Raw genomic sequence first — 25,041 nt, 5'->3', positions numbered from 1 at the left:
GCTGGGGGCACCTGCCGGGAGGCGGGGAGGTGGGGGATGGGGCTCAGTCCTTCGAACCATCAGGTTGATGGTCTCCACCTCTCGCCTCTCCACCTTGGTCTGGATACATCCCTCGCCTTCCCGTCCCCCTGAGTACTCTCTCTCCTCCCCGCCTCCTCGCCTCCCTGTGTACTCTCTCTCTTGCTCTGCCTCAGACCGCCCTTCGCACGGCCGAAGCCTGGGCCGTTAGACGAGCTCACGCATGTTCTGGCCGTTCCAGGGAAGCACCTTGACGCTCGCGTGCGTCACGGGCTAGACGGAAGGTTGTCATGAACGCAAAACACCTCGTGGCCTATGTCGACGTCGACGATACGCTCGTCCGTTCCTTCGGTTCGAAACGGATCCCGATGCCGGCGGTCGTCGAACACGTGCGCCAGCTCCATGAAGAAGGATTCATGCTGTATTGCTGGAGCACGGGTGGCGCCGACTACGCCGAAAACTCCGCGCGTGAACTTGGCATCGAGCGTTGCTTCATGGGCTTCCTGCCCAAGCCCAACATCCTCATCGACGATCAGGCGCCCGCCGACTGGCGCGGGCTCGTATGCGTGCATCCGAACGAAGCGGTATCGAAGAGCGCCCATGACTACGCCGTCCTCGTCGCCGCCGGCCGAAGCGGAGCGATGCGGTGCTCGACGTGACCGGCGCTCGGCCGCGCTCCTTCGCCGAGTTCGCGCGCGAGCACGCGTCGAGCTGGCTCCCGTAGGACTGCGGCGAGCTTCCCCGGCAAGCTCGTCAGGGGCGGGCACCCTCGCCTCCTGGTCGGCCGCAGTGACGCGTCGCCGACGCCTGTGGTGCCCTCGAGAGCCGCCAGCGCTATCCTGCGGGCATGTCCGGAGCCACTTCCTCCCGTCGCCTCGCCACCTCGGACGATCTGTTGGCCATCCCCGAGCGCGAGCGTTTCCACGAGGTCATCGGTGGCGAGCTCGTTCGCAAGGCCATGTCGAGCGGCCCGCATGGGCGCGCCCAGCTCCGGATCGGGAGCCGGATCAGCGGACCCTATGACCGGCGGCCCGGCGGCCGCTGGCCCGGAGGCTTATGGTTCGCGACCGAGGTCGAGGTCGAGATGGAAACCCACGAGGTCTATCGTCCCGATGTGACGGGGTGGCTGCGCGAGCGCTTGCCGGAGCTGCCTCGCGAGGTGCCCATCCGGGTACGGCCGGACTGGGTATGTGAGGTGCTATCGCCGTCGAACAGCCGCAACGATCTGTTCAAGAAGCTTCGAACGTACCAGCGCTGCAAGGTGCCCCACTACTGGATCGTCGACCCCGAGACGGAGACGCTCATGGTCTACCGGTGGACGACAGAGGGATATCTGCTGGTGCTGGCGGCCGAGCGGGAGGATCGGGTCAGGCCCGAGCCTTTCGATGCGATCGTCCTGAAGGTAGGCACGCTGTTCGACGAGGACGACGAGGACGAGGACGAGGACGAGAAGGAGCGGCAGCGGTGACGGACCGCGGCCCCGGGACGCGGAGACAAAGGCACCGCGAGAGCGCCGATCACGTTGGAGTCCGCTACCGATAGGCCGGCCTCGTGGCGAATATCGGCGCGCGGCCTCCGCCCACGTCAGTCGCCGGCGAGCTCGAACGCGCCTTCGTACACCGCGTCGATCGAGATGGTAGCGCCGTTCGCCAGCGTCAGTGTGTCGCCGGCCTCCAGCACCCGGTAGCGCCAGGAGCCATCCGCCTCGCGACGATAGTGCTCGACCCGCGCAGACGTCTGCGAAACGAGCACGTAGTCGGTCAGCGAGGCGAGGCGCTGGTACGCCGCCCACTTCTTGCCGCGGTCGTAGGGCTCGGTGCTCTGCGAGAGGACCTCGACAAGGATGCACGGGTTCGTGAGGACATCGCTCGTGCCAGGTTCCGTGTCCATGGGGCCGCACACCACGACCGAGTCCGCATAGACGTAGCGCTGCCCTTGCTCGGCCGAGATCCGCTGATCGGACGTCAGCACGTGGCACCCCTTGCCGCGAACGGCCGCTCGAAGCTCCGCGATCATGGCGCCTGACAGCAAGTTATGCCGAGGGCTGCCACCCGCCATCGCGAACACCTCGCCGAGATGGTACTCGTGCTTCGCAGGCTGGCTCCGCTCCCACGCCAGGTACTCCGCGGCGCTCATGTTCCGCATCGTGGCGGATCACCCATGGCGCCGAGCCTAGCGCGACCCCGCATGGGGAACCAGCCCGGGGAGGCCCCCATCACTTTGGGTCGCTTAGCTCATCGGCTCGAGCGAGGACGCGCGCGCGATGGCTGCACTCGCCCTGGTCACGAGAGCACGGTGCGTGGGCAGGGAGGACCGAGGTCGGAATGGCCCCGCCCTACGGGACCACCTCGATCCACTCCGACGCTCGCACGGCGGTGTCGGACGTCGGATCCATCCGGAAGACGCTCGCTCCGAGGACGCCGGTCCGGCGGTTCCGGGCGAAGGTCACGGGCGGCGCCGGGCCCGCGTCGAAGTCTCGCAGCCGCTCGAGCGCCGCGATCAGCCCCTCTCGTGTCGCGTGGGCGCCGGCGCGCTTCAGCGCCTCGATCGCGATCTGCGCCGCGACGTAGGCGCTCGCCTGGACCCCGAGCGGCCCCGGCGCCACGCCCGCCCGGCGCAGGAACGCCTCCAGCGCGTCCTCTGATGCCCGCTCCCGCTCGCCCAGGGAGCCTGGGTACAGGAACAGCGCGCGGCCGGCGAGCTCGCGGGACGGCGCCCTGGTGCTCCCGGCGATCGATCCCAGCGAGGCGTAGATCGGCGCGGCCGATCCCGCGTCTTCCAGCGCCGCCTTGACGCTCGCGAGGTCCGCGCCGGGGCCCCAGAAGAGCACCGCCCGCGCCCCGTGCGCCCGCACCGCGCCGGCCACGTCGCGCGGCGAGAGGTGGCCTGGCTCGAAGGAGAGCACTGGCGGCGCAGGAAGATCGCGGTGAGCAGCTTCCGCGCGCGCGCCTGACGCCCAGGCCTCGCCGGCGCGGTCGCGCGTGTGCACGACCAGCGTGAGCGCCCCCGCGTTCGCGGGAGCGCCGGCTAGGTGCTTGACCGCCACGCGGGCCAGCACGTCGGACCCCGGCAGCACTCGGAACACCATGTCGTCGGCCCCTGCCGCGACATCCCGCGCGCGGCCAGGGGCGCCGCCGGCCAACCCGGGTGCGCCCGCCCCGCCAGCCAACCCGGGTGCGCCCGCGCCGCCGGCCAACCCGGGTGCGCCCGCCAGCGCCAAGGGCCCCACGAGCGGCGCCCGCTCCTCCGAGAGGCGCGCCCGCAGCGCCGGATCCCCGTCGAAGGCGCTCCCCACCAGCGCCAGCACGCCCCGAGCCAGGAGGCGCGCCGTCGCCTCGGCATCGCCCGCCGGCCCGGCGCTGTCCTCCACGCGCAGCTCGAGCCTCCGCCGGTAGAGGCCGCCCCGCGCGTTCACCTCAGCGAAGGCCGCCATCAGCACGTCGCGCGCGGCCGCGCCCACCGGCGCATCCGGCCCGGTCAGCGGCAGCGCGGCGCCCAAGGCCACTGAGCCCGCCGTGACGCCAGGGTCCAGATCCCGGCCGACACAACCCAGATAGTCAACAAGATCCGACAGATCCGCGTCCGCCAGGCGGTACCGCGGCATCACCGGGCTCAGCCGCTGCCCCGCGGGCCCTCGCCCCTCGCGGATCGCCGTCACCAGCGCGGCGGCGGTCATCGCCCCCTCGCCTGTCCCGCTCCCCCGCCCTGCTCCCCCACCCCGCTCGCCGCTGGCCGCCAGGCGCCGCTCGGCCGCGAGCGGCGGTGCCGTGACGCCCCCCTCGGTCGTCCCCTCCCCGCTGGGGCCGTGGCAGCCCGCGCAGGCGGCCTCTCGGCCGGAGAGCGCCGCGGCGCCGCCGGCGATCGCGCCCTCGATGGCCCGGCCGTCCTCGGTCGCGCCGCGCTGGTAGATGCGCTTGCCGCGCCGGGCGGCCGGCGAGAGATCCTCGCACGACGCCACCTCGCCCGCCGCAGGCGCGTACGCCCGGGGCGCTCCCTCATCACGGCCGAGCGCCCACGCCGCGACCGCGCAGAGCGCCACCGCCGGCACCGCCGCCAGGAGGCCGAGCCGCCCCCTGCCAGAACGGGCCCTCGCCCTAGCCACCGCCCGCGCTCCGCGCCGCAGCCCCTCGCGGCGAAAGGAACGCCCGGACCTCGTCCGCGAGGCGCCCCGGCGGCGCGATGCCCTCGACCCGCGTCCAGCGGCCCTCCGCCTCGCGCCCGATGAGCGTGATCGGCGCGTGCCGCTCCTTGATCGGCGCGCGCCCTCCGAGCGCGTCCAGCACGCGGTTCACGCGCTCGCGCCGCCCCGTCAGGAACGACCAGCCCTTCCGCCGGCCGAACTTCTCGGCGTACGCGTTCAGCCGCTCCGGCGTGTCCATCGCGGGGTCCAGCGAGATCGAGACGAGCCGCACGTCCCGGTCCAGCGCGCCGCCGAGCTCGGCCTGGAGCCGGCCGAAGATGGCCGTCATCGGCGAGCAGATCGTCGTGCAGGTCGTGAAGATGAAATTGACGGCGAGCACCCGGTCCCTGGCGAGCTCGCGCAGACGGACGGGGCGGCCGTCCTGATCCACGAGCTCCTCGTCCAGCACCTCGACGCCCGTCGCCGGCGAGGCGCGCACCTCCGCCGCGCCGTCCGCGGAGAGCCCAGGCGGCCCCGCGGCCGCGGAGACGTCCAGAGCATGCCCAAGCGGCCCCGCGGGAGCGGGGGCGGCGTGCTCGCCGGGAGGCGCGCTCCCGCGGCCGCACGAGGCCGCGGCGAGCGCGCCGGCGAGGAGAACGACCAGCGCTTTCAATGCACCGAGCGACAGGAAACGCATGTCGGCCTCACCGTGGGTCGTTGAGGTGCCGGACGGCGCGCGCGAGCGCCTCGGGCTCCTCGGTGGCGAACGCCTTCAGCCACATGCCGGTCGACGTGTCGCCGACGAGCAGCGTCATCGTGTGCTCGTCGGGCCGCTTCACCTGGCCTCCGAGGCGCTTCAGCACCGTGGCGACGTTCTCGGGCGTGCCGGTCAGGAAGTACCAGCCCTCGCCCGCCTTGAACTTCGCGGCGTACTCCTTCAGCGCGGCCGGCGTGTCGTTCTCCGGGTCGACCGTGATCGTCAGCATCGTCACCGCCTGCCCGCGCGCCCGCAGCAGCGCCTGCACGCGCGCGAGGTTCGCCGTCATCGTGGGGCAGACGCCCTTGCACGAGGTGAAGGCGAAGTTGATGAGCACCTTCCGGCCCCGCAGCAGCCCGTCGTAGAAGCGGTGCGCGCGGCCGTGCTGGTCGACGAGCTCGGTGTTGGTGAAGTACCGCGCCGCGGCGGCGTCGTCCTCCCGGGAGACGCCGCCGATCTTCATCCGCTCCACGCGCGGCGCCTTGCCCTCCGCGGGCGTGAAGCGCGCGGCCGAGCAGATCGCGAGCGCGAGGGCCGCCGCGGCGAGGGCCGCCCCGGGCCTCATCGCGCACCTCCGCGCTGCGCGCCGGCGCCGCGCGCGGAGACCCGCAGCGGGACGAACGGGAGCGCGCCGACAGGCGCCCCGCGCCCAGGGACGGCGGCGAGGAAGCGGTACTGGCCCGGCGCGGGCGGGGTGAACGCGACGGAGAACGTGCCGTCCCCCTCGGCCCGCGGCGCGCCGCGGAAGCGGTACCCGGCCGGGAACCGGACGACCATCACCTCGATGTCTTCCGCGTCGAGCGCGTCGAGCGGAGGGCCCCCTTCGCCTGCGGTCGCGCGGAAGCGCAGCGTCGCGGGCTCGCCCGCCGCGAGCCGCAGGTCGGGCTCGAAGAGCGGCGCGATCGCGATGTCCTTCACGGGATCGCCCCCGCAGCCGGACGCGTCGGCCTCGCCGTCGTCCGGGGCGCAGCGCGCGGGCGCCACGGTCGCCTCGAGGCACACCCCCGTCCGCGGGCGGTCGAGGAGGAGCTCGACGTCATAGAGCCCCCCCTCGCCGAGGCGCACCGTGGTCGCATACACGCCCGGGCGCACCTCCTTGAGCGACCTGTCCTCGACGAGGATCGATCGCGGCTCGCGGCCGTAGCTCGGCAAGGTGCCGATCGGGGCCATCATGCCCTCCACGTAGACGTAGAGCGCCTTGTCGGCCGGGCTCGCGACGAGGGCGCCGTTGCCCTCGGGCAGGGGCGCGATGGGCGTGGCGAGCGCGGCCGGCCCTGGCGGCGCCGCGGCGGCGAGAGGCGGGCCCTGGCCGACCGCGATGTCGACGAGGGGCGGGGTCGCCGGGCCGCCGAGGGCCGACCGGTCGACGAGCGAGACCCGCGCGGCGCCCCGGTTGCGGATGTAGGCGAAGGCCCCGGTGAAGGTGACAGCGTCCGGCGCGGCCAGCCCGGTGAGCGTGTGCGCCACCGCGCCCGTCGCGCCGTCGAGCACGGCGACCTCGTTCGCGGACGGGTTCAGCGCGAACGAGAACCGCCCGCGCGGGTCGAACTGGAGCGCGCCGAGCCCGGGCTTCAGGGCGACGCGCCCGGCGACGGCCCGGCGCGCGACGTCGAGGATCACGACCTCGCCGCGCGCGGCGTTCGCCGCGTGGACCACGCCCGCTTCATCGCTCGCCGCGATGGAGACGACCCCCTCGCCCACCGCGATCTCGCCGAGCGGCTCGAGCGTCTCGCCGTCCACCACGGCCACCGACTCCCCCTGCTGGCTCGTGATCCACGCGGCGCGGCCGCCGCCGGTGAAGGCGATCTCGTGGTGGCCAGGGCCCACCGGGAGCGTCCTTAGGACGTCCGTCGAGCGGGCGTCGATCACGCTCACCGTCCCGTCGCCGTCGTTGCCCACCCAGACCGTGCGCCCGTCGGGGGCGACCACGACGCGCGACGGATCCTGGCCGACGGGGACGTTCGTCCGGACGAGCCCCCGCCGCGTGTCGACAACGGCGAGGCCCTGCCCGCCCCGGAGCGTGACGTAGAGGCTCTCCCGGTCGGGGTGCATGACGAACGAGACGCCGCGGCCCGCGAGGCTGACCACGCTCCGGAGCTGCGTCCTGGCGAGGGCGACCTGCGGGTTGATGGCCGAGAGGGAGTTGTCCTGGTTCAGCGTCCAGAGGAGGTAGGCGTTCATGTCGACCTCGGGGCGCACGGACAGGAGGCCCGCCATGAAGCTCTTGATCTTCCCCCGGCACGCCGCCTCGTCCGGCGCGGCGTCGACCGCGCCGCTGGCGAGGCTCGCCGCGGGCGCGCCGCCGGAGAAGCTCGCCGCGGCGGCGCCGTCCGCCCCGGCGCGGCGCGACATCCAGCCGAGGGGCGTGAGGCCACGGACCGGCGCGCCCGTGGACGCGTCGGTGATGGTGAACTCGGCCACGACGTCGGAGCCCGCCACCGCCGCGGCCGGCGCCGCCCCGGGGCCGGCCCCCCCGCCCTGCTGGCCGCGATCCAGCGGCCGCAGGGCGAACGCGATGGAGAGCCCATCGCGCTCGACCCGGCTCTCCTGCAGGGGAGCCGCCGGCTCCTCGGGCTGCGCCGGCGGCGCGAGCTGCGCCGGCTGCGCCGGCCGCTCGGCCCCCGGGTCCTGCGAGGCAGGGAGCGCCTCTCTCCGGCCGCAGCCGAGCGCCGCAGAGGCGCTGAGCCAGGCCAGCGAGAGCCAGAGTCCGCGCGCGCCCATCGAGGCGCCGTCCATCGAGATCCGTCGCATCACAGGCCCCTCCTCCCGCTCACGGCGTGACCCGCCAGATGCCCCAGAGCCCGCCGGTGAGCATCGCGTTCGACTGGTCCATGTAGAGGCGATCGCCGGGGACCTCGAACATGCCGCCCGACCTGAAGTAGGGAGTCACCGTCCACGCGGTCATGGGGCCGATGCCGCTGTGCGCGCTCACGGCGAAGCTCTTGCTGTTCCGGCCCTGGTACCGGGATCCCGAGCCTTGCGCCCACGGGTTGTACGCCCACTCCGTGTTCGAGAGCCCGAACGAGTGCTGGCGCCGGTGCCCCGAGGCCTGCAGCACCCGGAAGCGCACGCGGTCATAACGCCCCGCCGTGAAGACCGGCGTCGCCGGATCGCCGCGCCCCGCCGAGCTGAAGACGCCGCTGACGTCGAGGCCCTGGCGGGCGCCGAGAGGCGCGTCCGGCCCCGCGCCGAGCCGCGCCCAGATGGGCTCGGCGCGGTAGTTGAACGCCTTGTGGCCCGTGAAGTCGGGATCGGGAGGGCCAGCGACGTTCGCGAGGGTGTGGCCGCAGCCCAGCGCCCGGTTGAGGCAGTGGAAAGCCTCCTGATCCGACTGCAAGGGCACCTCGTCCTGGTAGAGGAGCACGAACTCGCGGAACCAGATCTCGGAGCCGTTCTCGTCCCTGTACTTCACCTGGGCGGCCGCGCGGGAATTCCGGCTCGGGTACCAGACGGCGCCCTCCGGCTCGACGATCAGCGCGCCGATCCCGCCGTGCATCGGGTGGTTCACCACGTCCGCCATGTCCTTGAGGTTCACGGCGCCGAGCTCGATGGGCTGCCAGCGGACATCGCCCCGCGCCGTCACGGAGATGTCGCCGGCATACCAGGTGTACGTCCGCTGCTTCCCGCGCTCGACCGTCTGATCGGGGTTCTGGCCCACGCTCGCGCCGTCGCTCGCCGTCACGTCATACGCCACGAGCTGCGGGTGCAGCGAGACGCGGTTCGACGGCTTCACCTGGTTGACGTTGAACCCGTCGACGATGGGAGCGTTGTAGTTCCAGTGAGGCGACTTCGGCAGCTCCTCGGGCAGGTCGTTGACGAGCGTGACCTCGACGCACTCGCCGGCCGCCGCGCGCAGGACGAGCGGCTCGGGCGGGCGCGCGCCCGAGCGCAGGGCGGCCAGATCCTCCTCGAGGACGAACAGGATGGCGTTGGGATCGTGGAGCCCGTACGTCGTGTTGTACGTGAGGCGATCGCCCGGCAGGTTGCCCTTCGCGGTGATCGCGTGGACGACATACGGCCTCTTCTGCGCCTCCGGCGGGCACACCTCGACCTCCCGGCGCCTGCCCCTCGGCAGCGACGCGCCCGAGAGCGGCAGGAGATCCGCCTGCCGCTCGCCGTGGACGCGCAGGATGCCCCACCGCCCCTCCCAGAGATCGTCCGTCGGCGCCCCCGCATAGAGGTAGTCCGCGCCGCCCGCCGCGTTCTTCCGGAAGAGGGGCGCCGCGTCGAGCGCGAGATCCGCCTGCTCCGAGACGCCGATGACCTGCCCGTTGGCGTAGCCGCTGTCGGGATCGGTCGACTCGTTCAGCCACTTCTTCCCGTGCACGGTGAACACGTGCTGCTCCGCCTGCGCGCCCTGGGTGAGGCGGATCAGCGTGCGATCGCCCTCGTACGCGCGGAGCAGCGGCGTCGCGGGATCCCCGTGGACACGCGAGCTGAAGACGTTGTGCATGGCGCCGGCGTCGCCGCTCTTCTGGACGACCGCGCGCGTGCTGCAGTTGCGCTCTGCGATCCGGAGCGGGATCGGCTCGTTCCGGTAATTGATGAGCCCGACGCCCGAGTCACGCCACGAGATGGCGTCGGGGGTGGAGGGCCCATGGGTGATGGCCACCGGCAGCGGCGCGGGCGCCTGCGACGACGGGTTCACCGGCCGGCCGCACTCGTCGTAGACGGGGCCATAATCGGCGATGCTCAGGTTGAACTCGCGGAACGGGCTCCGGGGGTCGCCCGGCGGAAACAGGATGTCGGCGCGGTAGCTCGTCGGCCCGCCGTCGCTGCGATCGCCGAAGAGCGCTCCGGTCTCGGGATCGCGCCAGATCGAGCCGGCCGGCTCGACGACGAGGCCCCCGTAGAGCCCGTGGTGCTGGTGCGATGAGGCCGAGAAGTGATCGTGGGTGAAGGCCGTGCTCAGCGCGCGGTCCTGGCCGGCCTCGCTCATGATCGGATCGGCAAACCAGCGCTGTGTCGTGGTCTGCGCCCCGAGCGACGCCGTGGTCATGCGCGGGTGGCGCGTCGGGTCCTCGAGCCGCACGCGCGCCCCGGGCTCGCCGCTCCTGACGCCGGCGGCGAGGGCCCCGCCGAGCGCGTTGGCCGCCTGGATGCGCGCCGCCACCTCCTCCATCGCGAGGGCCCCGTCCTCGTAGTTGAAGCCGTTCGCGCCGCCGTCCGAGGAGGTGACGTCGAACTTCACGAGGTGGATGTGCTGGCCGATGACGTCGGTGGGCGAGAAGACCTGGAAGTCGTCCGCCGCGAGCGCCGCCGGGATGAGGTTCGTCGCGTGGAACACCACGCACTCGCCGGATTGCGCGCGGATGAACAGCGGCTCCGGCGCCCTCGTGCCGTCGAGGGTGGCCTCGACGTCCTTCTCGAGGACGATCATGCGCGCCTGCGCGTCGTGCCAGCCGGCCCGGTTCACCGGGGCGTTGGTCTGGACGTAGGCCGCGCGGTAGGTGCGCACCGGCGCGTTTGGCGGGCACGGGTCCGCGAAGGGGGCGCCCGCGGCCGGCGGCTGGCCGTTCACGAGGAAGAGCGCCGGCTTGCCGTCCGCCGTGAAGGCGGGGTAACCCTTGACGGGGAAGCCGTAGCGCTCCGGCGCGCGCACGGCGCCCGGGAACGCGCCCGCGTGGAAGTTGGCGGCCGCCACCTCCGACGCGGTGCCGTCCTTCGGCAAGAGCTGCACGTCGGCCTTGGAGAGCTGCACGTCGAAGAGGCCGCGGCCGCCGACCGCCGCGCCTCCCGGCGGCACGTTCGCGATGTAGTGGCGCGGGAGCCCGCCGTCGTGCTCCATGTCGCGGGGCGGCTGCGACGGCCGGTGCCCCGCGACCGCGGCGACGTAGAACGGATAACCCGGCATCGGGTCGCGCTCCACGGTCTTCCCGTCGGCCATCCTGACCGGCGTCCGCTCGTAGGTCGGCATCGGCGCCAGCGCGACGCCGGGGATCGGCACGACCGCGGGCGTGGGCGTCCCTGCCTCGAGCTCGCCGTCCGGGAGCGAGCGGTCCGGCGTGCCCGCCTCGAAGACGTCGTGCGTGCGCCAGAGCCCCCACATGCCCTGCGCGAAATGGGCATACAGGTGGCAGTGGTAGATGGCGTCTCCCACGGAGAGGTTGCGGTTGCCGCCTCCGCCATAGGTGATGTCATACGTGTAGGCGGCCCTCGGGCCGATGGTCTGCGAGTCGATGTACGCGCTCTTCTCGTTGCCCGGCGACCGCAGCCACTGGTGGCCGTGGAGGTGGAAGACGTGCGTCTCGCTGGGGCCGGCGTGGAGGTTCCTGACGCGGACGGGATCCCCGAGGTAACCGTGGGATACGTTCGAGGGGTCGTCCGGATAGAGCGCCTCTGTCGCGTTGCCGGCGTCGTCCCGATCGATGTTCAGCGCCGGATCCCCGTTGACCCACGAGCTCAGGAAGAACTCCTCGAACTTGCACTCCTCGCAGCGCTTGCTCGGGCCGATCTTCCGCTTGTTGGCGAAGACGGCGCTGCCCAGGCTGGCGGCGCCGTAGTTGATGCCGAAGCCGGTGCGCACGCCGTTGTAACGCGGGTCTGCCTGGTACTCCGCGATGGGCTGCACGACGCTCAGGATGTCGTGGAAGAGCACCGTGAACTCGCGGAAATAGCCCATGTTCTCGGAGGCAGGGGACCCGGCCTCCGTCTCGTCAAAGCCAGCGATGATGGCGTTGACGTCGCCGTGCACGATCTCGCCGGCGTCGTCGATCATCTTCAGGATCGGCTGACCGGACGCGTCGACCGCGTTGTAGTCGATGCGCGGCGTGCCGTCCGGGTTCGACGGGTTCAGGGAGGCGGCCGAGAGCTCGGCGGCCGTCACCTGCGAGCGGTACGCGACCGCGCCCGGCGGCTCGACGGTGACGGCGCCGTACAGCGTCTGGGAGATCCGCCGCCCCGGCCCGGGCTCCGAGCCGACCATGGCGCCGCCGCTGTGCATGAGGAACGTTCCCTCGCGGCCGGCGAAGAGCTCGTACGTGCGCGTCTCGCCCGGCGCGGCCAGGGAGCTCTCGTTCTTCCCGACGTCGCCCGCCAGCGCGTCGAGGTTCCGGATCTGGAGCCCGACCACCTGGATCGAGGCGTCACGGGTCGACGCGGAGGTGCTCGGCAGCGGGCCGGTCGCGGGCGTGAGCCAGTTGGTGAACGAGATGGAGAGCCTGTCGCCGGCGTTGACCCGCAGGACGAGGGGCCTCGGGCGCTTGCCCGGACGCAGCGTCGCGTTGCCAGGACCGATGGACTTCGACGGATCGGCGGCCACCACGTCCCGGCGGAGCGCATACACCATGCCCCCGGGGTTGAACGCGCCGAGGCGATCGTAGACGAACATCTGATCGATGGCCACGACGTCCGCGAACACCGTCCTTCCAGACGCGGGTGCATGGAAGTCGTAGCGCACCTCATCTTGGCTCTCCAGGACGCTCTCCTCCTCCGGAGGAGGCCCTTCGGAGCCGGAGCACCCAAGGACAGCCACCATCGTCATGGCCCATCCGGGCCGCCAGGGAAGCCTCATCAGCACGGGGATCTCCTTGCTCCGGGTGGAGCCGAGCAGGAGCGCTCGCGTCGAACGCTTTTTGTATGAACGCCAGGCACGAGCACGCCGACGGATGCGCGCAATGCAATGCGCGGCCATGCGCCGACCGAAGCCTGGCAGTTGTAATAAAACTCTGTCTCCCAGCCCCCCTCGGGTCAAGAATCTTCGCGATCAGGGGCTCGTCGAGCCGAGAGAACAGGCGCTGTTCCGAACAGACACGCGCGGGACATGCGCTGTCCCCGCGGCGGGCGGAGCGCTGCCTTCAGCGGCGGTTCCAGGCGTCAGAAGCCGACGCAGACGGGCTCGTCGATGCGCAGCACGGATTCCTGGTTGAAGCGAACCTTGTATTCCTTGCGGATCGCGTCGATGGCGTCCGAGGCGACCTGGCCGCCGTCGTGGAGGAGCATGATCAGCCGGCTGTCCTCGCGGATGAGCTTCCCCGTCGTCGCGAGGTACTGGCCGTCGACATCGAACTGGGTCAGCCCGTCCTTGAAGCGCGGGGTGATCGCCGTGTCGACGAACCCCTGCCACTCCGCCTGCGTCACGGGGGGCAGCTCGAACCGGTCCAGGCCGAAGAAGAGCTCGGTCCGCGTCATCGGGTCGCCGCGCCCGCAGGCGGCGCCGGCCCGGCCGGGCGAGGGGTGCGCGGCGTCCTGGGGCGCGCCATGGCACGCGGTCGTCGCGAGAGGCGTCGCGAGGAGCACGGCGAGCAAGGCACGCGGGAGCGTTCGGCTGCGCATGGCGGCGGTCTCCGGGGTGAGGGCGTTCGGGCGCGAGGCGCGCGCCACCGTACCACGGCCCCACGCCGAGGGCGGGCGGACCGGCAGGCCGGTTTGGCAGTCCGGCGTCGCGCCGCGGAGGCCGGCCGGAGGCCTAGGCGATGTTGTACGCGAGCAGCGCGATCCCCGCCGCGATCAGGACGATGCCGCCGATCTGCAGCGCCGTCAGCGTCTCGTGCAGGACGTAGACGGAGAAGACCGAGATGAGCAGGAAGCCGCCCGACGACATGATCGGATAGGCGATCGACAGGTTGATGCGCTTGAGCGCCAGGACGTAGAACAGGATGTTCGACGCGAAGAGCACGAGCCCCAGCACGAGGTGGTAGTTCGTGACGAGCGCGAGGCACTTCTCGACGAGGGACAGCCCCTCCATCGAGGGGACGCGCCGCGACGCCAGCTTCATCAGGATGTTCGCTGTCGCGTTGAAGACGAGGGCGATGATGAGGAAGAGGTAACCTTGAGCCATGGCTGACGTGCGGCGAGCGCGCTCCCCGGGGGAGCTCGCCGTGCCCGGGAGGGCACCGGCGCGGCGCGCAGCAGTAGCAGATCCGGGAGGGTGGCGGGAACGACAAAGGGTGGGGCGAGGCCGTCGTGGCGCGGCCCCTCGGCGCCTCAGGCGGGCGGGGCGCCGCTCTCGTCGCCGAGGAACGCCATCACGGAGGCCACGTCGTACGCGTTCTCCCAGTGCTCCGTGATCAGGCCCCCGCGGAAGCGCCAGACCCCGCAGAACGGCATCGCCAGGCTCGCGCCGCCGAGGTGGGCGCGCAGCACGCCGAACGCGGCGCCGAAGTGATCGTTGGCGAAGATGTGCTGCACGTCCATCAGCAGCGTGCCGCCGGTCATGCGGATCAGCTCGCGCTCATGGGTGGTGGCGGCCGCCTTGCCGACGACGCGGCCGGCAGCCCTGTCGCGGCAGAGCTCCCGGTGCGCTGTGTGCAGGACCATGTCGTCGGCGACGAACTCCCCGATGCGCGACAGATCGGCGTAGAGGGTGCGCAGCTTCTGGACGTTCGGGTGGGCGGCGCTGGTTTGCAGCTGGGTGCTCATGGCATCTCCTCCGTGTGGGCGGACCCCGATTCCGACGCCGATGGACGCCACGTCTTCGCGGCGGCGGCGGCGTCCTCGATGGCGGCCAGCTCGCTCTCGTCGAGCTTCATGTCCGCCGCGCGGCAGTTCTCTTCCAGGTGCTTGATGGACGAGGTGCCGGGGATGGCGAGGATGGACGGCGACCTGTGCAGCAACCAGGCGAGGGCCAGCTGGGCGGGCGTCGCGCCGCGCTCCTTGGCGAGCCCGGAGAGGACGCTGCCGGGCTTGGCGAGATCGCCGTGTCCCATGGGGAACCACGGGATGAACGCCATGCCGTGCTGCTCGGCGTACCGAAGGGCCTTCTCCCCGGATCGGTCCGCGACGTTGTACAGGTTCTCCACGGCGGCGATCTCGGTGATCTCGCGCGCCTTGGCGAGCTGCTCCACGGTGACCTCGGGCTGCCCGGAGAGGCCGATATGGTGGATCTTGCCCTGCTCCTTGAGCCGCGCGAGCTCGCCGAGCTGATCGGCCAGCGGTACGGCCGGGTCGATGCGGTGGAGCTGATAGAGCTCGATGCGCTCGAGCCCGAGGTTTCGCAGGCTCATCTCCACCTGCTGGCGGAGGTACGCCGGACGCCCGCACGGGACGATGTACGGGCGCCCCTGGACGGTCCAGTCCTCCGGTCCGGAGCGCAGCAGCCCGCCCTTGGTGGTGATCACGAGCCCCGCCGGGTACGGATGGAGAGCGCGGCGGATGATCTGCTCGTTGGTGTCCGGGCCGTAGGCGTCGGCGGTGTCGATGAAGTTCACCCCGAGGTCGACGGCGCGACGCAGGAGCCGGACGGCCGCGTCCGGGTCGGCCGGCGGCCCCCAGTAGCCCGGCCCGGTCAGGTACATGGCACCATAACCCATGCGGCATACGGGACGGTCGCCTCCGAGCATGAACCTCAGCGACGGCGTCTTGAGCGATGCGTTGGTCATCAGCCTTCCCTTCCTCTTCTCACACGATTTTCATGGCAGGAGCGACAGGGCCGCTGTCACGCGGCGGAGGACGAACGCGCTCCGCCCCTGCTCTGGCCGTGATCGTTCACCCAGGAACCGACGGCCATCTCCGCCGTGATCCCCGGGCCGAACCCCGCGATCACGCCGCGCGCGCCGTCGGGCATCGGCCTGTCCGCGAACAGGCGTCCTAGAGAGTCGAGCACCACCGCGCTCGCGATGTTGCCGTATTCCGTCAGCGTGGCCCTGCTGTACCGGAACGCCTCCTGCGGCACCTCCAGGTACCTGCACAGATCGTTGAGGATGCGCGGACCGCCGGCGTGGACGATGTAGAAGTCGAGGTTACCCACGTCCCAGCCGTGGCTCGAGACGAGCCGGCGCATCACGGGGGCGAGGGGCTTCATAGTCCCGGGGACCCGCTTGTCGAGCCGGAAGTGAAAGCCGGTGTCCTTGACGGCGTACGAGATCCACTCCTCGGTGTCCGGGATGAGATACGCCTCGTTCCGCTCCAGCCGGATGCCGGTGCCCCCGCTGCCCCGGACGACGACCGCGCCCACCGCGTCCCCGAAGAGGCCGTCGGACAGGAGCGATCCGACGTCATCGTCCGTCGGCTGGTAGCAGAGAGAGCAGAACTCGCAGGCCACGATGAGCACGTTGGCCTTCGCGTGAGCCGCGCAGAAGTCGTGCGCGCGGCTGATGGCCGCCGCCCCGGCCGCGCAGCCGAGCTGCGCCATGGGGATCTGGCGCGTATCGTGCCGGAAGCCCATGGCGTTGATCAGATAGGCCGTCATAGACGGCATCATGAAGCCGGTGCACGAGACGAAGATGATGGCGTCGATGTCCCGCGCCGTGAGCTCGGCGTTCTCCAGCGCCTGCCGTATCACTGGCGGCACCCGTCGCTTGGCCTCCCGTTCGTAAATTCTATTTCTGATCTCGAAACCAGGGTGAGCGAGCGCCTGCTCCAGCGGCTGCACGATGTGCCGCTTCTGCACCCCGGTGCCGTTGATGAGCCGCAGTACGAGCTTCAGCTGCGGGTTTCTCGCGTGCAGCCGCTCCGCCAGCTTCAGCGTGTCTTCCCGCGTGATGATGAACTCCGGAACCGCGACCTCCGGCCTGCACAGTGTGGCCATACTTCCCCCCTACACATGATGAACTCGGAACGTCCGGCGTCGGCCGAGCCGCAGCGAACGGCGCCATGGAGCGGCACACGGAAGCAAGGACGTCGCGTCGATCGACCGCCTACCGCGCCGCCGGCTCTACAAAGCCCGGAATCCCCTCCGGACGCCCATGGCGCCGCAGCGTCGGGCCGCCAACGATTCCATCGAATACCGCAGGAAACACACATCGTCAATGGAAGGCGTGCGATTCCTAACAAGCCCTGTCCGACCAGCGAACATCCGACTCGCCATCCGTGCTCAACGTCGATTGTCCCTCATCCGCGCGCGCGTGCGTCCGCGCTCCCCGGCGGAGCGCAGCGCGGGCGGCGGCGCCCCGCGCCCCGCGGCGCGAGCGCGCCAGACGCACCGGGGTCTGCCCAGGGCAAGCCACCTCTCGCGCTCGCACCGCGGACGGCGCCCCCCGCGGGCGGAGCATTGGCGCGCACACTCAGAGTTGCAGTCTCGCGAGAGCGCCCCCTCGGCGTCGACCGGCGGCGCGCGCGAACATGGGTGTTCGCGCGCGAACGACCGATGAAGTGATGCCCTTTATCGGAGCCCTGCTATCGTGGGGTCAGGGGCCGATGTGGTCCGCCTCCACACTCCCCTGGCAGGTGCCATTCCTGCTTTTTTGCCGTCAACTTCGTCTCGCGACGTATATCCACCGATGCCTGCCGCGGCGACGCGCGGCATGAGCTCGAGATGAACAGCACCTCTCGCGCGGGAACGAAGGACGAAGGCGAGAAAACCGTTAAACGACGACGGGGATCCACCGTGAGTGCGCACAACATGACATCGCTGCATACGGACAGCACGACGAGCACGACGACGCCCGCATCGGCCGAAAACCACGAAAGCCACGCGATCGATCGGCCATCGCTCCGGAGCGCAGCGCCTCCGGAGCGCGAGGCGACGCTGCACCGAGCGCCCGAGGACGGCCAGGGGCGAGGCGCCGACCCCCGGATGACCGCGAGCCTCTTCTCGACGTCGACATCGAAGACGCCGGGAGAGATCGACTCGGCGATGAAGATCCTGGCCAAGTCGGTCGCGCGGGAGCTGAGCAAGCATGGATATGGCCCTCGGGAGGCGATCGTCCTCTCGACGGAGCTCGTGCGGCTCATCTCTGCCGAGCTCGAGCACCGCAGGAAGGTGCATCAGGCCTCGCCGCCGAACGGCGCAGGCCACGAGCGGCTGTCGTAGGCAGGCTCACCCGCATCGCGAGCGAGCGCGGGACCGCGCGCGGGCGGATCGATCCCGGAGCGGATCGGTCCCTCAGCCCGGTCCCTCAGCCCGGTCCCCTGCCCAGGTCTTGGAGGCCGGGGCTCGCCCCGGCCCGGCCGCGCCTTGTGGGATCACGGCCGCTCGGATAGGCTCCCGCCCGCTCAGCGCACCGGCGCGAGAAGGATGGATCCGGATGATCCGGCGAGAAGGAGCCTGCAAAGTGCAATTGCCTGTTTCGGGTGTCGCAGAGGTGAGCGCGAAGAGGCGCGCCGAGGCCTCCCCTCCCCGCGCCCTCCGGGCCGCTTTGGCCGGGCGCGGCCTGGCCGCGCTGGTCGCGTCTGCGCTCCTCGCCGGGTGCGGTTACACCGAGTTCGAATGGCAAGCTCAGCTCGACCGGTCCGAGCGCCTCCAGCGCGAGCTCGCGACCAGCCAGGCGCGCGTCCGCCAGCTGGAAGAGCAGGGCCCGCGCGGCGGCGCCGCGGCCGATCCACACTGGGCGAACGATCCGATCTCGGGCCTCGACGTCGGGCTGGGCGCGACGCCGCCGCGCGGCGAGCCGGCCGGGGCCCGCCCGGCGTCGGAGCGTGACAGCGACGTCCTCAGGGCGTTCTTGCCGGTCGCCGCCGGAGACGTCACGGTCGCGCCGCGCGACGGCCGCGTGGTCATCTCGATCCCGAGCCGGGTCCTGTTCAAGGGGAACCGCGACGCGCTCTCCCCGGCGGGGGAGAAGGTGCTGAGGGACATCGCCGCGATCATCCGCAGCAACGAGCCGCTCAAGGGCCTCGGCTACCAGGTCGTCGGCCACACGGCGAGCGGCACGCCCGGCGTGGCGTGGCGCAACGGCTGGGACGTGACGGTCGCCCAGGCGCGCGCCGTGCTGCTCTTCCTGGCGCAGCCCAAGGAGGCCGGCGTGCCGCTCGCGCGGCTCAGCCTGGCGAGCTTCGCCGATCTGCCGGCTGCCGACGCAAGCGGCGGCGCCCCGGCGCAACCGGCGGAGCCGCGCGTGGAGATCGTCATCGAGGGGACAGCGCAGCTCCCGGAGGGCCCTGCTCGCCCGGCTGGCGCGGCACCGGCTGGCGCGGCACCGGTTGGCGCGGCCCCCGCTGGCGCAGCCCCGGCTGGCGAGACCCGCCCGGGCGGTGCGTCCCGCCCGGCTGGCGAGACCCGCCCGGGAGCCGGCACGAAGGGCGGGGACGACACGTACCCGTGAGGGCGGCGCGAGGGCTGCCGCGGCCGTCCGGCCGCGGCGAGCCTGTCATGCGCCGCGCAGCTCCTCGACCCTTCGCCTGAGCACCTCGGCGTCCCCGAGCTCGCCCAGCAGCGCGCGCACCGCCTCGGGCGCGGCGGCCGCCACGGCGTCGCGGACCTGCGCCCGCAGCCGCCGGCCGCTCGCGACGAGGTAGGCCGCTGCGAGCGCGGCGGCCACCGCCCCGTCGGCGCCGCCTCGCTGAAGGAGCGACTCGGCCAACGCGCAGAGCGCCTCGATCGCCTTGGCCACCTGAGCGCCGTAGATGGGGTGGGCCGAGTCGACGCCCTCGTCATGGCACGTCGCGAGGCACAGGGCCGTGCTGGAGAGCCGGCCGAGATCGGTCGAGTCTCCGCGCTCCCAGAGCCCGGACGCGAGCTGCTCCTCGAAGAGGAGCCCCAGGCCGCCGCCCTTGGAGGAGACCCCGCCAGGAACGGCGCTCGGCGCCGGCGCAGCGGCCGCAGGCGGCGGCCCGTGGTGCAGCGACGCGGGTCCGCCCGGCGCGGGGGCGCTGGGGGGCGCAAAGGAGCCCGCCGACCTGTCGGCCGAAGCGGGCGCGGCCACGGCCGCTGCGCTCGGCTGGAAGAGTTGCTTGGCGCGCGCCAGCAGACCGCCCGCGGCCGGCGCCGGCTTGGGCGGGCTGGGCGGGGCGGCGGCCGCCATAGGAGCGGGCGCAGAGACCAAGGATCTCATGACATCGGGCCCGCCTCGCCTCCGGCCGCCCCCGCCCACCGGCATCGCGGCGAACGCGGCCTCGGGCGCCGCCAGGAGGTCGAGGCTCGACGTCCCCCACCCCGCCGGCGCGCTCACCGGCACGGGCCGCGCCTCGGGCTGCCCGTGGGCCCGCCGGTCGCCCGTGCGCCGCTCGATCACCACGAACGACGCGTGCTTCGACGCCACCCGGTGCCGGACCGCGAGGTCCACGATGCGCTTTCGCATCGCCTCCGCGCGCTTGGCGCCCAGCCCGCGCTCCGACTCCTCGAGCTCCCGCACCCGCGCGCCCGCCCACAGCGCCTCGAGGCCGGGCCGCGACGCCTCCGCCGCGAGCTCGACCGGCACCTCGAGATGGAAGCGCTCTCCGCGCAGGGTTCCGCGGAGCGAGAGGCGCCCCATCCCCGGCTGCCCGTAGCGGCCATAGAGCACCCACGGCTCGCCGTCGACGAGCGCGGGGCGCTCGGCCGGCGCGAGCTCGCCGACGTCGATCCCCTCGAAGCGCGCCTCCAGCCCGGTAACCCGGACCGCCGTCGCCCGCGCGAACTGCGCTGTGACCTTCTCGTCGATGCGCTCGCCGGGGTGGATGAACTCTGCGGCGCCCTCCGTCCTGCGCGCGAGATCGTTCACAAGCACATCGCTCACGTTCGTGCCGATACCGAACGTGTAGATCCGCGCCCCCTTGCCCTGCTTGACGACGCGATCGACGATCTGCGCCTCGTTGCCCACCTGGCCGTCCGTCAGCAGCACGACCACGCGGTCTCGCTCCGCATCGCCGAGCATGCCCACGGCCGCGAGCAGCGGCTCCAGCATCTCCGTTCCGCCGTCCGCGCGGAGGCCCTCGACGAACGCATCCGCGGCCTTCAGGGTCGTCTGCGTGAAGGGGGTGATCGCCTTCTCCAGCGCCTCGAAATCGCTGGAGAACGCGATCACGCCGAACCGATCCCCCTCGGCGAGGTGGCGGAGGCACAGCCGGAGCGCGCGCTTCGCCTGGTCGAGCGACTCGCCCTGCATCGATCCCGACACGTCGACGACGAACACGACGTCGCGCCGGGAGGACGCCCGCTTCGCGTGCACATCGAAGAGGTCCGGCACCACGGTGAGGGCGAAGGTCCCCTCCTGGCCTTTGGTCCTGTCGCACACCACGCCTGCCTGCACGCCCGGCGCGCCCGCCGCGAGCAGCACGATGTCCCGATCGAGCGCGGCCTTGTCGTTCCGGAGCGAGACCCGCTGGCGATACCCCTCTTCGCGGCGCACCGAGAGCGCGTGCGACGGGCTCTCGATCGCGACGTCGCGCCCGAGGTCGAAGACGATATCCACGGTGATCCCGTAGTCGACCCGCGCGATCTCGGGGGAGATGCGGTCGGCGTCGGGCACGTCGCCCGTGGGCTCCTGGACGCCGTGCGCGGTCCGGTCGCCCCCGGCCGCGCCCGGGATGTAGCGGGGCGCGACGAGGGTCGGGATCATGAGCCGCAGCGCCCCCTCGTCGGCCGTGAGCGCCTGCACGAACGTGACCTCGACGACCGTCTCCTCCCCCGGCAGGAGGTTGCCGACGCTCGCCGTGAACACGTTGCGCCGCTCCTCGTCGAGCAGCGCCGCGCCGTGGCCGGTGGCGATGGCCTCGTCGTAGGCCTGGAACGCAGCTTCGCGCTCCTTGACCTCCCCCTCGAGCCTGCGGCCGGCGCACTCCATGGCGAAGCCGGCGATGCTCGCCTCGCCCGGGAGCGGGAAGGTGTAGATCGCCTCGATCGGCCGGCGCTCCTCGTTCCGGTAGCGCTGCCGCACGACGAGCCGCGCCGCGCCGCCGAGGACTTCGCCCGAGAGGGAGACGCCGAGCAGCGGCACGGGGTGGCCCTCGGAGGTGCGGAGACACGACATCGGCGACGGGTGCGAAGGATCGTGGGAGGGGTTCATCGCGAGCCTTTCGGGGCAAGGGTTGTGTAACGAGACTCGATATCGAGGGCGATGCGCCGCGAGCTCTCCGGGGCGTCGGTCCGCACGTGGAGCTCCACCCCGTCGGCGATCTCGACCCGCTCCCAGCGCGCGCCGCGCGGCGCGGCGGCGGGCGGGCTCGCCGCCGGGGCCTCCTCGGGGCCGGCGCAGCGCGCCTCAAGAGCGCGCGGCGGCGCGCCCGCGGCGATGCGCTCGATCTCGTCGAGGCCCGCGCCCGCGAGGCGCGCCTGGATCTCCTCGAGCGGCAAGTGCGCCTGCTGGAGGACCTTGATGGCGCGCAGCCGCGCGAGGTGCTCTCGCCCGTACGAGGTGTCCTTCCCGCGGAACTCCGGCGCCGGGAGGAGGCCGCGCTGCACGTAGTACCGCACCGTGCGCGGTGCCACCCCCGCCTCGCCCGCGAGCTCGTCGAGCTTGTACGTCATCACGAGGGGCATCCTGCATCGAGACACCATAACTGTCAAGTATACAGTCATAGTTCCTCCGCGCACCGGCATCTCGAGCGGAAAATTGAACAGGGAGGCGGGGAGACGGGGAGACGGGGAGATCTGGGATTTTACTCCCCGTCTCCCCGCCTCCCTGTTCAATTTTCCCGAATAAATTCGAGGGGATGCTTCAGAGAAGGTACTTGACCCCGAAGCCGAATTCGATGAACCCGAGCCCAGCCGGGTCCGAGAGGACATCGTCCTTCTTGTTCCAGAGGAACTTGTAGCGATAGCAGGTGCCGTCGCACCCCTCCTGATCCTTCTTCTTGAAGGGCGCCGAAAGGCGCAGGGAAGCGCCGCCGGAGACGACGAGGTGCTTCGAGAGGGCGGGCACGCCGACCATCACCTCGATCCGAGGGGTCACGGCGTTCAGGAGGACACGGCCCGAATCCTCGTACTCGACCGCCTCCGAGCGCCGGAGCGCGAGCTCGCTCAGCGGGGCGAGGAGGTCGATGAAGGAGGGTTGGATGGCGAAATAATAGGCGTCCGTATAACGCACGACGCCGCGCAGGTTGATGGTGTTCGCGGAGGGCACGATCCTCGGCGATCCGCCCTCGCCGTCGACGTAGCTCGGGCTCCACGACACGCGCAGCGCCATGTCGGGCCTGTAGAAGGCGTGACCCCACGGTCGATCCATGCCGCCCCCCGTGCCCAGCTCCCGGAGCACCTCGACGGACGCCTCCCGGAACGCGGCCCGGTCGGCGTCCGAAGGGTTCTTGTCGTTGACCGTCGCGAGGACATAGACGATGACCGCCTCGGCGAAGCGCCGGTAGATCTCGACCTGATCCCCCTCGCCTCCGGGCCGCGAGGAGAAGAACGTCCTGATCGCGCGGCTCGCTGCCTCCCCGTATTCTCCCTGGCTGGCGAGCCGGATCGCCGGCCAGAGGTCCGCCTGGAGGTCGCCGATCTTCGTCAGCGCCGACGACTGTCGCTCGATCTGGGCGCAGATCTGGCCGATCAGGTCCTTGTCACAGAGATCGCGGAGGGCGCCGCCGGCGGCGCCGATGACGTTCACGAAGCTCACGAGATCGAGGTTGTTCGCGCCGCCCCGCGTGCCGATGTTCCACTGGACCCGGAGGCGCTCGAGGTTGCTCAACCTCGAGCGCAGCTCCCGGGCACGAGCGGCTGCGTCTGCCCCGGCGGTGCCTGGCGCGGCGGGCGCGGCGGGCGCGGCAGACAAGAGGACAGGGATGATCTCGTCGAGCTTCTTGCCGCCGCGCAGGACGTCTCTCGTGACCAGGACCGCCTCGTCCAGGAGTGTTCTCCTCACGGCGTCGTCCGTCACCTCGAGGGCCTTCGCGGCGGTCGCGCCGACCACGACGGCGGCTGCCCTGATGAAGTGCTCCTCCGCCAGGGCGTCTTTCCTCTGGAGAATGGCGCGAACGGCGAACGCGAGCTCACACGCGTAGCTGGTCCCTGACGCTGCGCTCGCGCCGCAGTCCTTCTCGAGCGGCGACGGCGCGCCTGCGTCCGTGACGCCCGAAGCGAGATGCTCCTTGAGCACGGAGACACAGGTGTTCAGCGACCGCGGGTCGAGCCTGGTCCACGTCAGCTTGCTGGGCGCCGCGCGCTCGGCGCGAGCGTCGTCGGCGCTCGCGAACTTGTGCAGGAGCTCGATGCTCTGCGTCCCCTGCGGCTTTCTTATCTGGCCCTCGCTCGACGTCAGCCCGACGTAGACCATGTGCCCCGCGAAGCCCGCGGCCTCGTCCGTGACGCTCGTCCGGATCGCGTTGAACTGCCGCCGGAAGACCCGCTGGAGCGTGAGAGGGAAATAGGTGAGGATCGGGAACCCGCTCTTTATGCTGAGCCTCAGCTCGCCGCGCTTCTTCTCCAGCGCCTCCTTCGCAGGACCGTCGGCGGCATCTCCGAGCTGGTCGACGATCCCCACATAGTCGTTGAGTTGCTGCTCCGTGCTCGCCCGGCGCGCCGTCTGGCACACCAGGTTGGGGACGACCGCCTCGGCGACCTCCCGCTGGATGAGATCCTCGATGATATCCCTCACGTCCTCGTAGACGGCGTCCGCGATCTGAGCGCTCGCCGTTCCAGCGAAGCTCGTCACCGCCATCGCGGCGGCCGCGCACAGGGTCGCGATTCTCCGGGGGTATCTCGCCATGGCGCTACATCTTCCCGAGCGACGCGCGCACGTGCCCGATGAACACCTTGATCTTCGGTATCTCCGACAGCGCCCCGGGGACGCTGAGCCGCACGGGCCGCTCCTGCCCGACCACGTCGGGCAGCACGGGCACGAGCACGTCCGGCCCCACGTCGGGGTCGGGCACGAGCGCGTCGGGGACGAGGCCGATGCCCAGGCCGGAGATGCAGCAGTGCCGGATGAAGTGGATGTCCGTCGCGATGAGGGCCGGCTCCACGGTGAAGGGCGCGCCCCGCCATGTCCGCCAGGTGCGCGCGTCCTCGCCCGGGGCCTGCCACGCGAACAGCTCATGGTGCTTCAGATCGTCGATCGTCTGCGGCGTGCCGCGCCGCTCCAGGTACGCGCGGCTGGCGATGAGCCACTCGCGGACGCGCAGGACGACGTGCGATATCCAGTGTCCGCTCGGCGCGTCCTCGCCGAAGTGGACAGCGATGTCGATGTCCGTGAGCGCCTCCCCCAGCGGATCGTTGCTGAAGCGGCAGTGGACGTGGAGCCTCGGATACGCGCTGCGAACGGCGGCGAAGAGCGGCGTCATCATGTGCGGCGGCAGCCCCACGGGCAGGATGACCCGCAGGGTGCCCGAGGGCGCGTCGCCCACCTCCCGGATCGAGGCCAGGAGCGCGGCGGCCTCCTGCACCATGCCGCGCCCCTTCCGGGCGAGCACCTGCCCGGCCTCGGTCGGCACGACGCCGTTCCGCACGCTCTCGAGCAGGAGGACGCCGGCGCGCGCCTCCAGCGACGCGACCTGACGCCGGAGCGTCGTGCGCGACGAGCCGAGCGCGCGCGCCGCGCCCAGGAAGGAGCCGGCCTCGACCACGGCGAGGAAGGCGCGAAGCTCTTCGAGGTCCATACACCCTGCCACTGTCCGCATTCTAGCCAGGGGTGACCGT

The 25,041-nt window shown here is 71.8% G+C and carries 19 protein-coding genes; 4 read left to right on the top strand and 15 right to left on the bottom strand.

The window, feature by feature from the left end; translation table 11 throughout:
* Positions 1-308: 308 nt before the first annotated feature.
* Both WME95_RS12100 and WME95_RS12095 read left to right on the top strand, forming a co-directional pair.
* Positions 309-677, top strand: coding sequence for a DUF705 domain-containing protein (locus WME95_RS12100; RefSeq protein ID WP_437908527.1), 369 nt, complete (start codon positions 309-311; stop codon positions 675-677).
* Positions 678-865: 188 nt separating this feature from the next.
* Positions 866-1,486: a Uma2 family endonuclease gene (locus WME95_RS12095; protein WP_437908526.1), complete on the top strand. Its 621-nt coding sequence runs from the start codon at positions 866-868 to the stop codon at positions 1,484-1,486.
* Between the two features lie 116 nt (positions 1,487-1,602).
* Here the strand turns inward: WME95_RS12095 and WME95_RS12090 are convergent, their stop codons facing one another.
* From WME95_RS12090 to WME95_RS12040, 11 genes are all read right to left on the bottom strand, one after another.
* A complete protein-coding gene (locus tag WME95_RS12090) occupies positions 1,603-2,154 on the bottom strand; it encodes a Uma2 family endonuclease (protein WP_437908525.1) in 552 nt (183 codons plus the stop codon).
* A 199-nt stretch (positions 2,155-2,353) separates the two neighbouring features.
* Positions 2,354-4,120, bottom strand: a complete 1,767-nt coding sequence (locus WME95_RS12085; protein WP_437908524.1) for a cytochrome c/ABC transporter substrate-binding protein — start codon at positions 4,118-4,120, stop codon at positions 2,354-2,356.
* A complete protein-coding gene (locus WME95_RS12080; protein WP_437908523.1) occupies positions 4,113-4,835 on the bottom strand; it encodes an SCO family protein in 723 nt (240 codons plus the stop codon). The genes WME95_RS12085 and WME95_RS12080 overlap by 8 nt, the downstream gene beginning before the upstream one ends.
* 7 nt (positions 4,836-4,842) lie before the next feature.
* A complete protein-coding gene (locus tag WME95_RS12075; RefSeq protein ID WP_437908522.1) occupies positions 4,843-5,460 on the bottom strand; it encodes an SCO family protein in 618 nt (205 codons plus the stop codon).
* Entirely contained in the window at positions 5,457-7,646 is a 2,190-nt protein-coding gene (locus WME95_RS12070; RefSeq protein WP_437908521.1) for a YncE family protein, read from the bottom strand. The genes WME95_RS12075 and WME95_RS12070 overlap by 4 nt, the downstream gene beginning before the upstream one ends.
* Before the next feature lie 19 nt (positions 7,647-7,665).
* Positions 7,666-12,408, bottom strand: a complete 4,743-nt coding sequence (locus WME95_RS12065; RefSeq protein WP_437910976.1) for a copper oxidase — start codon at positions 12,406-12,408, stop codon at positions 7,666-7,668.
* A gap of 302 nt (positions 12,409-12,710) precedes the next feature.
* Positions 12,711-13,169: a DUF3574 domain-containing protein gene (locus WME95_RS12060; RefSeq protein ID WP_437908520.1), complete on the bottom strand. Its 459-nt coding sequence runs from the start codon at positions 13,167-13,169 to the stop codon at positions 12,711-12,713.
* Between the two features lie 133 nt (positions 13,170-13,302).
* Entirely contained in the window at positions 13,303-13,674 is a 372-nt protein-coding gene (locus WME95_RS12055) for a DMT family transporter (protein WP_437908519.1), read from the bottom strand.
* A 146-nt stretch (positions 13,675-13,820) separates the two neighbouring features.
* Positions 13,821-14,255 (bottom strand): nuclear transport factor 2 family protein, encoded by a 435-nt coding sequence (locus tag WME95_RS12050; RefSeq protein WP_437745550.1) that lies wholly within the window; start codon positions 14,253-14,255, stop codon positions 13,821-13,823.
* The gene (locus WME95_RS12045) at positions 14,252-15,214 is read right to left on the bottom strand and encodes an aldo/keto reductase (RefSeq protein ID WP_437908518.1); all 963 of its coding nucleotides are present in this window, start codon (positions 15,212-15,214) and stop codon (positions 14,252-14,254) included. The genes WME95_RS12050 and WME95_RS12045 overlap by 4 nt, the downstream gene beginning before the upstream one ends.
* 56 nt (positions 15,215-15,270) lie before the next feature.
* Positions 15,271-16,362: a type III polyketide synthase gene (locus tag WME95_RS12040; RefSeq protein WP_437908517.1), complete on the bottom strand. Its 1,092-nt coding sequence runs from the start codon at positions 16,360-16,362 to the stop codon at positions 15,271-15,273.
* A gap of 813 nt (positions 16,363-17,175) precedes the next feature.
* Between WME95_RS12040 and WME95_RS12035 the strand changes: the two genes are divergently transcribed.
* Positions 17,176-17,586, top strand: a complete 411-nt coding sequence (locus WME95_RS12035) for a hypothetical protein (protein ID WP_437908516.1) — start codon at positions 17,176-17,178, stop codon at positions 17,584-17,586.
* A 241-nt stretch (positions 17,587-17,827) separates the two neighbouring features.
* The gene (locus WME95_RS12030; protein ID WP_437908515.1) at positions 17,828-18,817 is read left to right on the top strand and encodes an OmpA/MotB family protein; all 990 of its coding nucleotides are present in this window, start codon (positions 17,828-17,830) and stop codon (positions 18,815-18,817) included.
* Positions 18,818-18,862: 45 nt separating this feature from the next.
* On the opposite strand, the gene WME95_RS12025 is transcribed toward WME95_RS12030, so the two are convergent.
* From WME95_RS12025 to WME95_RS12010, 4 genes are all read right to left on the bottom strand, one after another.
* Entirely contained in the window at positions 18,863-21,478 is a 2,616-nt protein-coding gene (locus WME95_RS12025; protein ID WP_437908514.1) for a VIT domain-containing protein, read from the bottom strand.
* On the bottom strand, positions 21,475-21,939 hold the full coding sequence (locus WME95_RS12020; protein WP_437908513.1) for a helix-turn-helix domain-containing protein: 465 nt from the start codon (positions 21,937-21,939) through the stop codon (positions 21,475-21,477). The genes WME95_RS12025 and WME95_RS12020 overlap by 4 nt, the downstream gene beginning before the upstream one ends.
* 190 nt (positions 21,940-22,129) lie before the next feature.
* Positions 22,130-24,112: a hypothetical protein gene (locus WME95_RS12015; protein ID WP_437908512.1), complete on the bottom strand. Its 1,983-nt coding sequence runs from the start codon at positions 24,110-24,112 to the stop codon at positions 22,130-22,132.
* Between the two features lie 4 nt (positions 24,113-24,116).
* Entirely contained in the window at positions 24,117-25,001 is an 885-nt protein-coding gene (locus WME95_RS12010) for a LysR family transcriptional regulator (RefSeq protein ID WP_437908511.1), read from the bottom strand.
* Between the last annotated feature and the right edge of the window lie 40 nt (positions 25,002-25,041).

This window comes from Sorangium sp. So ce327, assembly GCF_051530205.1.
Taxonomy (GTDB): Bacteria; Myxococcota_A; Polyangia; order Polyangiales; family Polyangiaceae; genus Sorangium; species Sorangium cellulosum_B.
The sequence above is the reverse complement of the archived record's forward strand: the minus strand, read 5'-3'. Positions and strand labels throughout refer to the sequence as shown.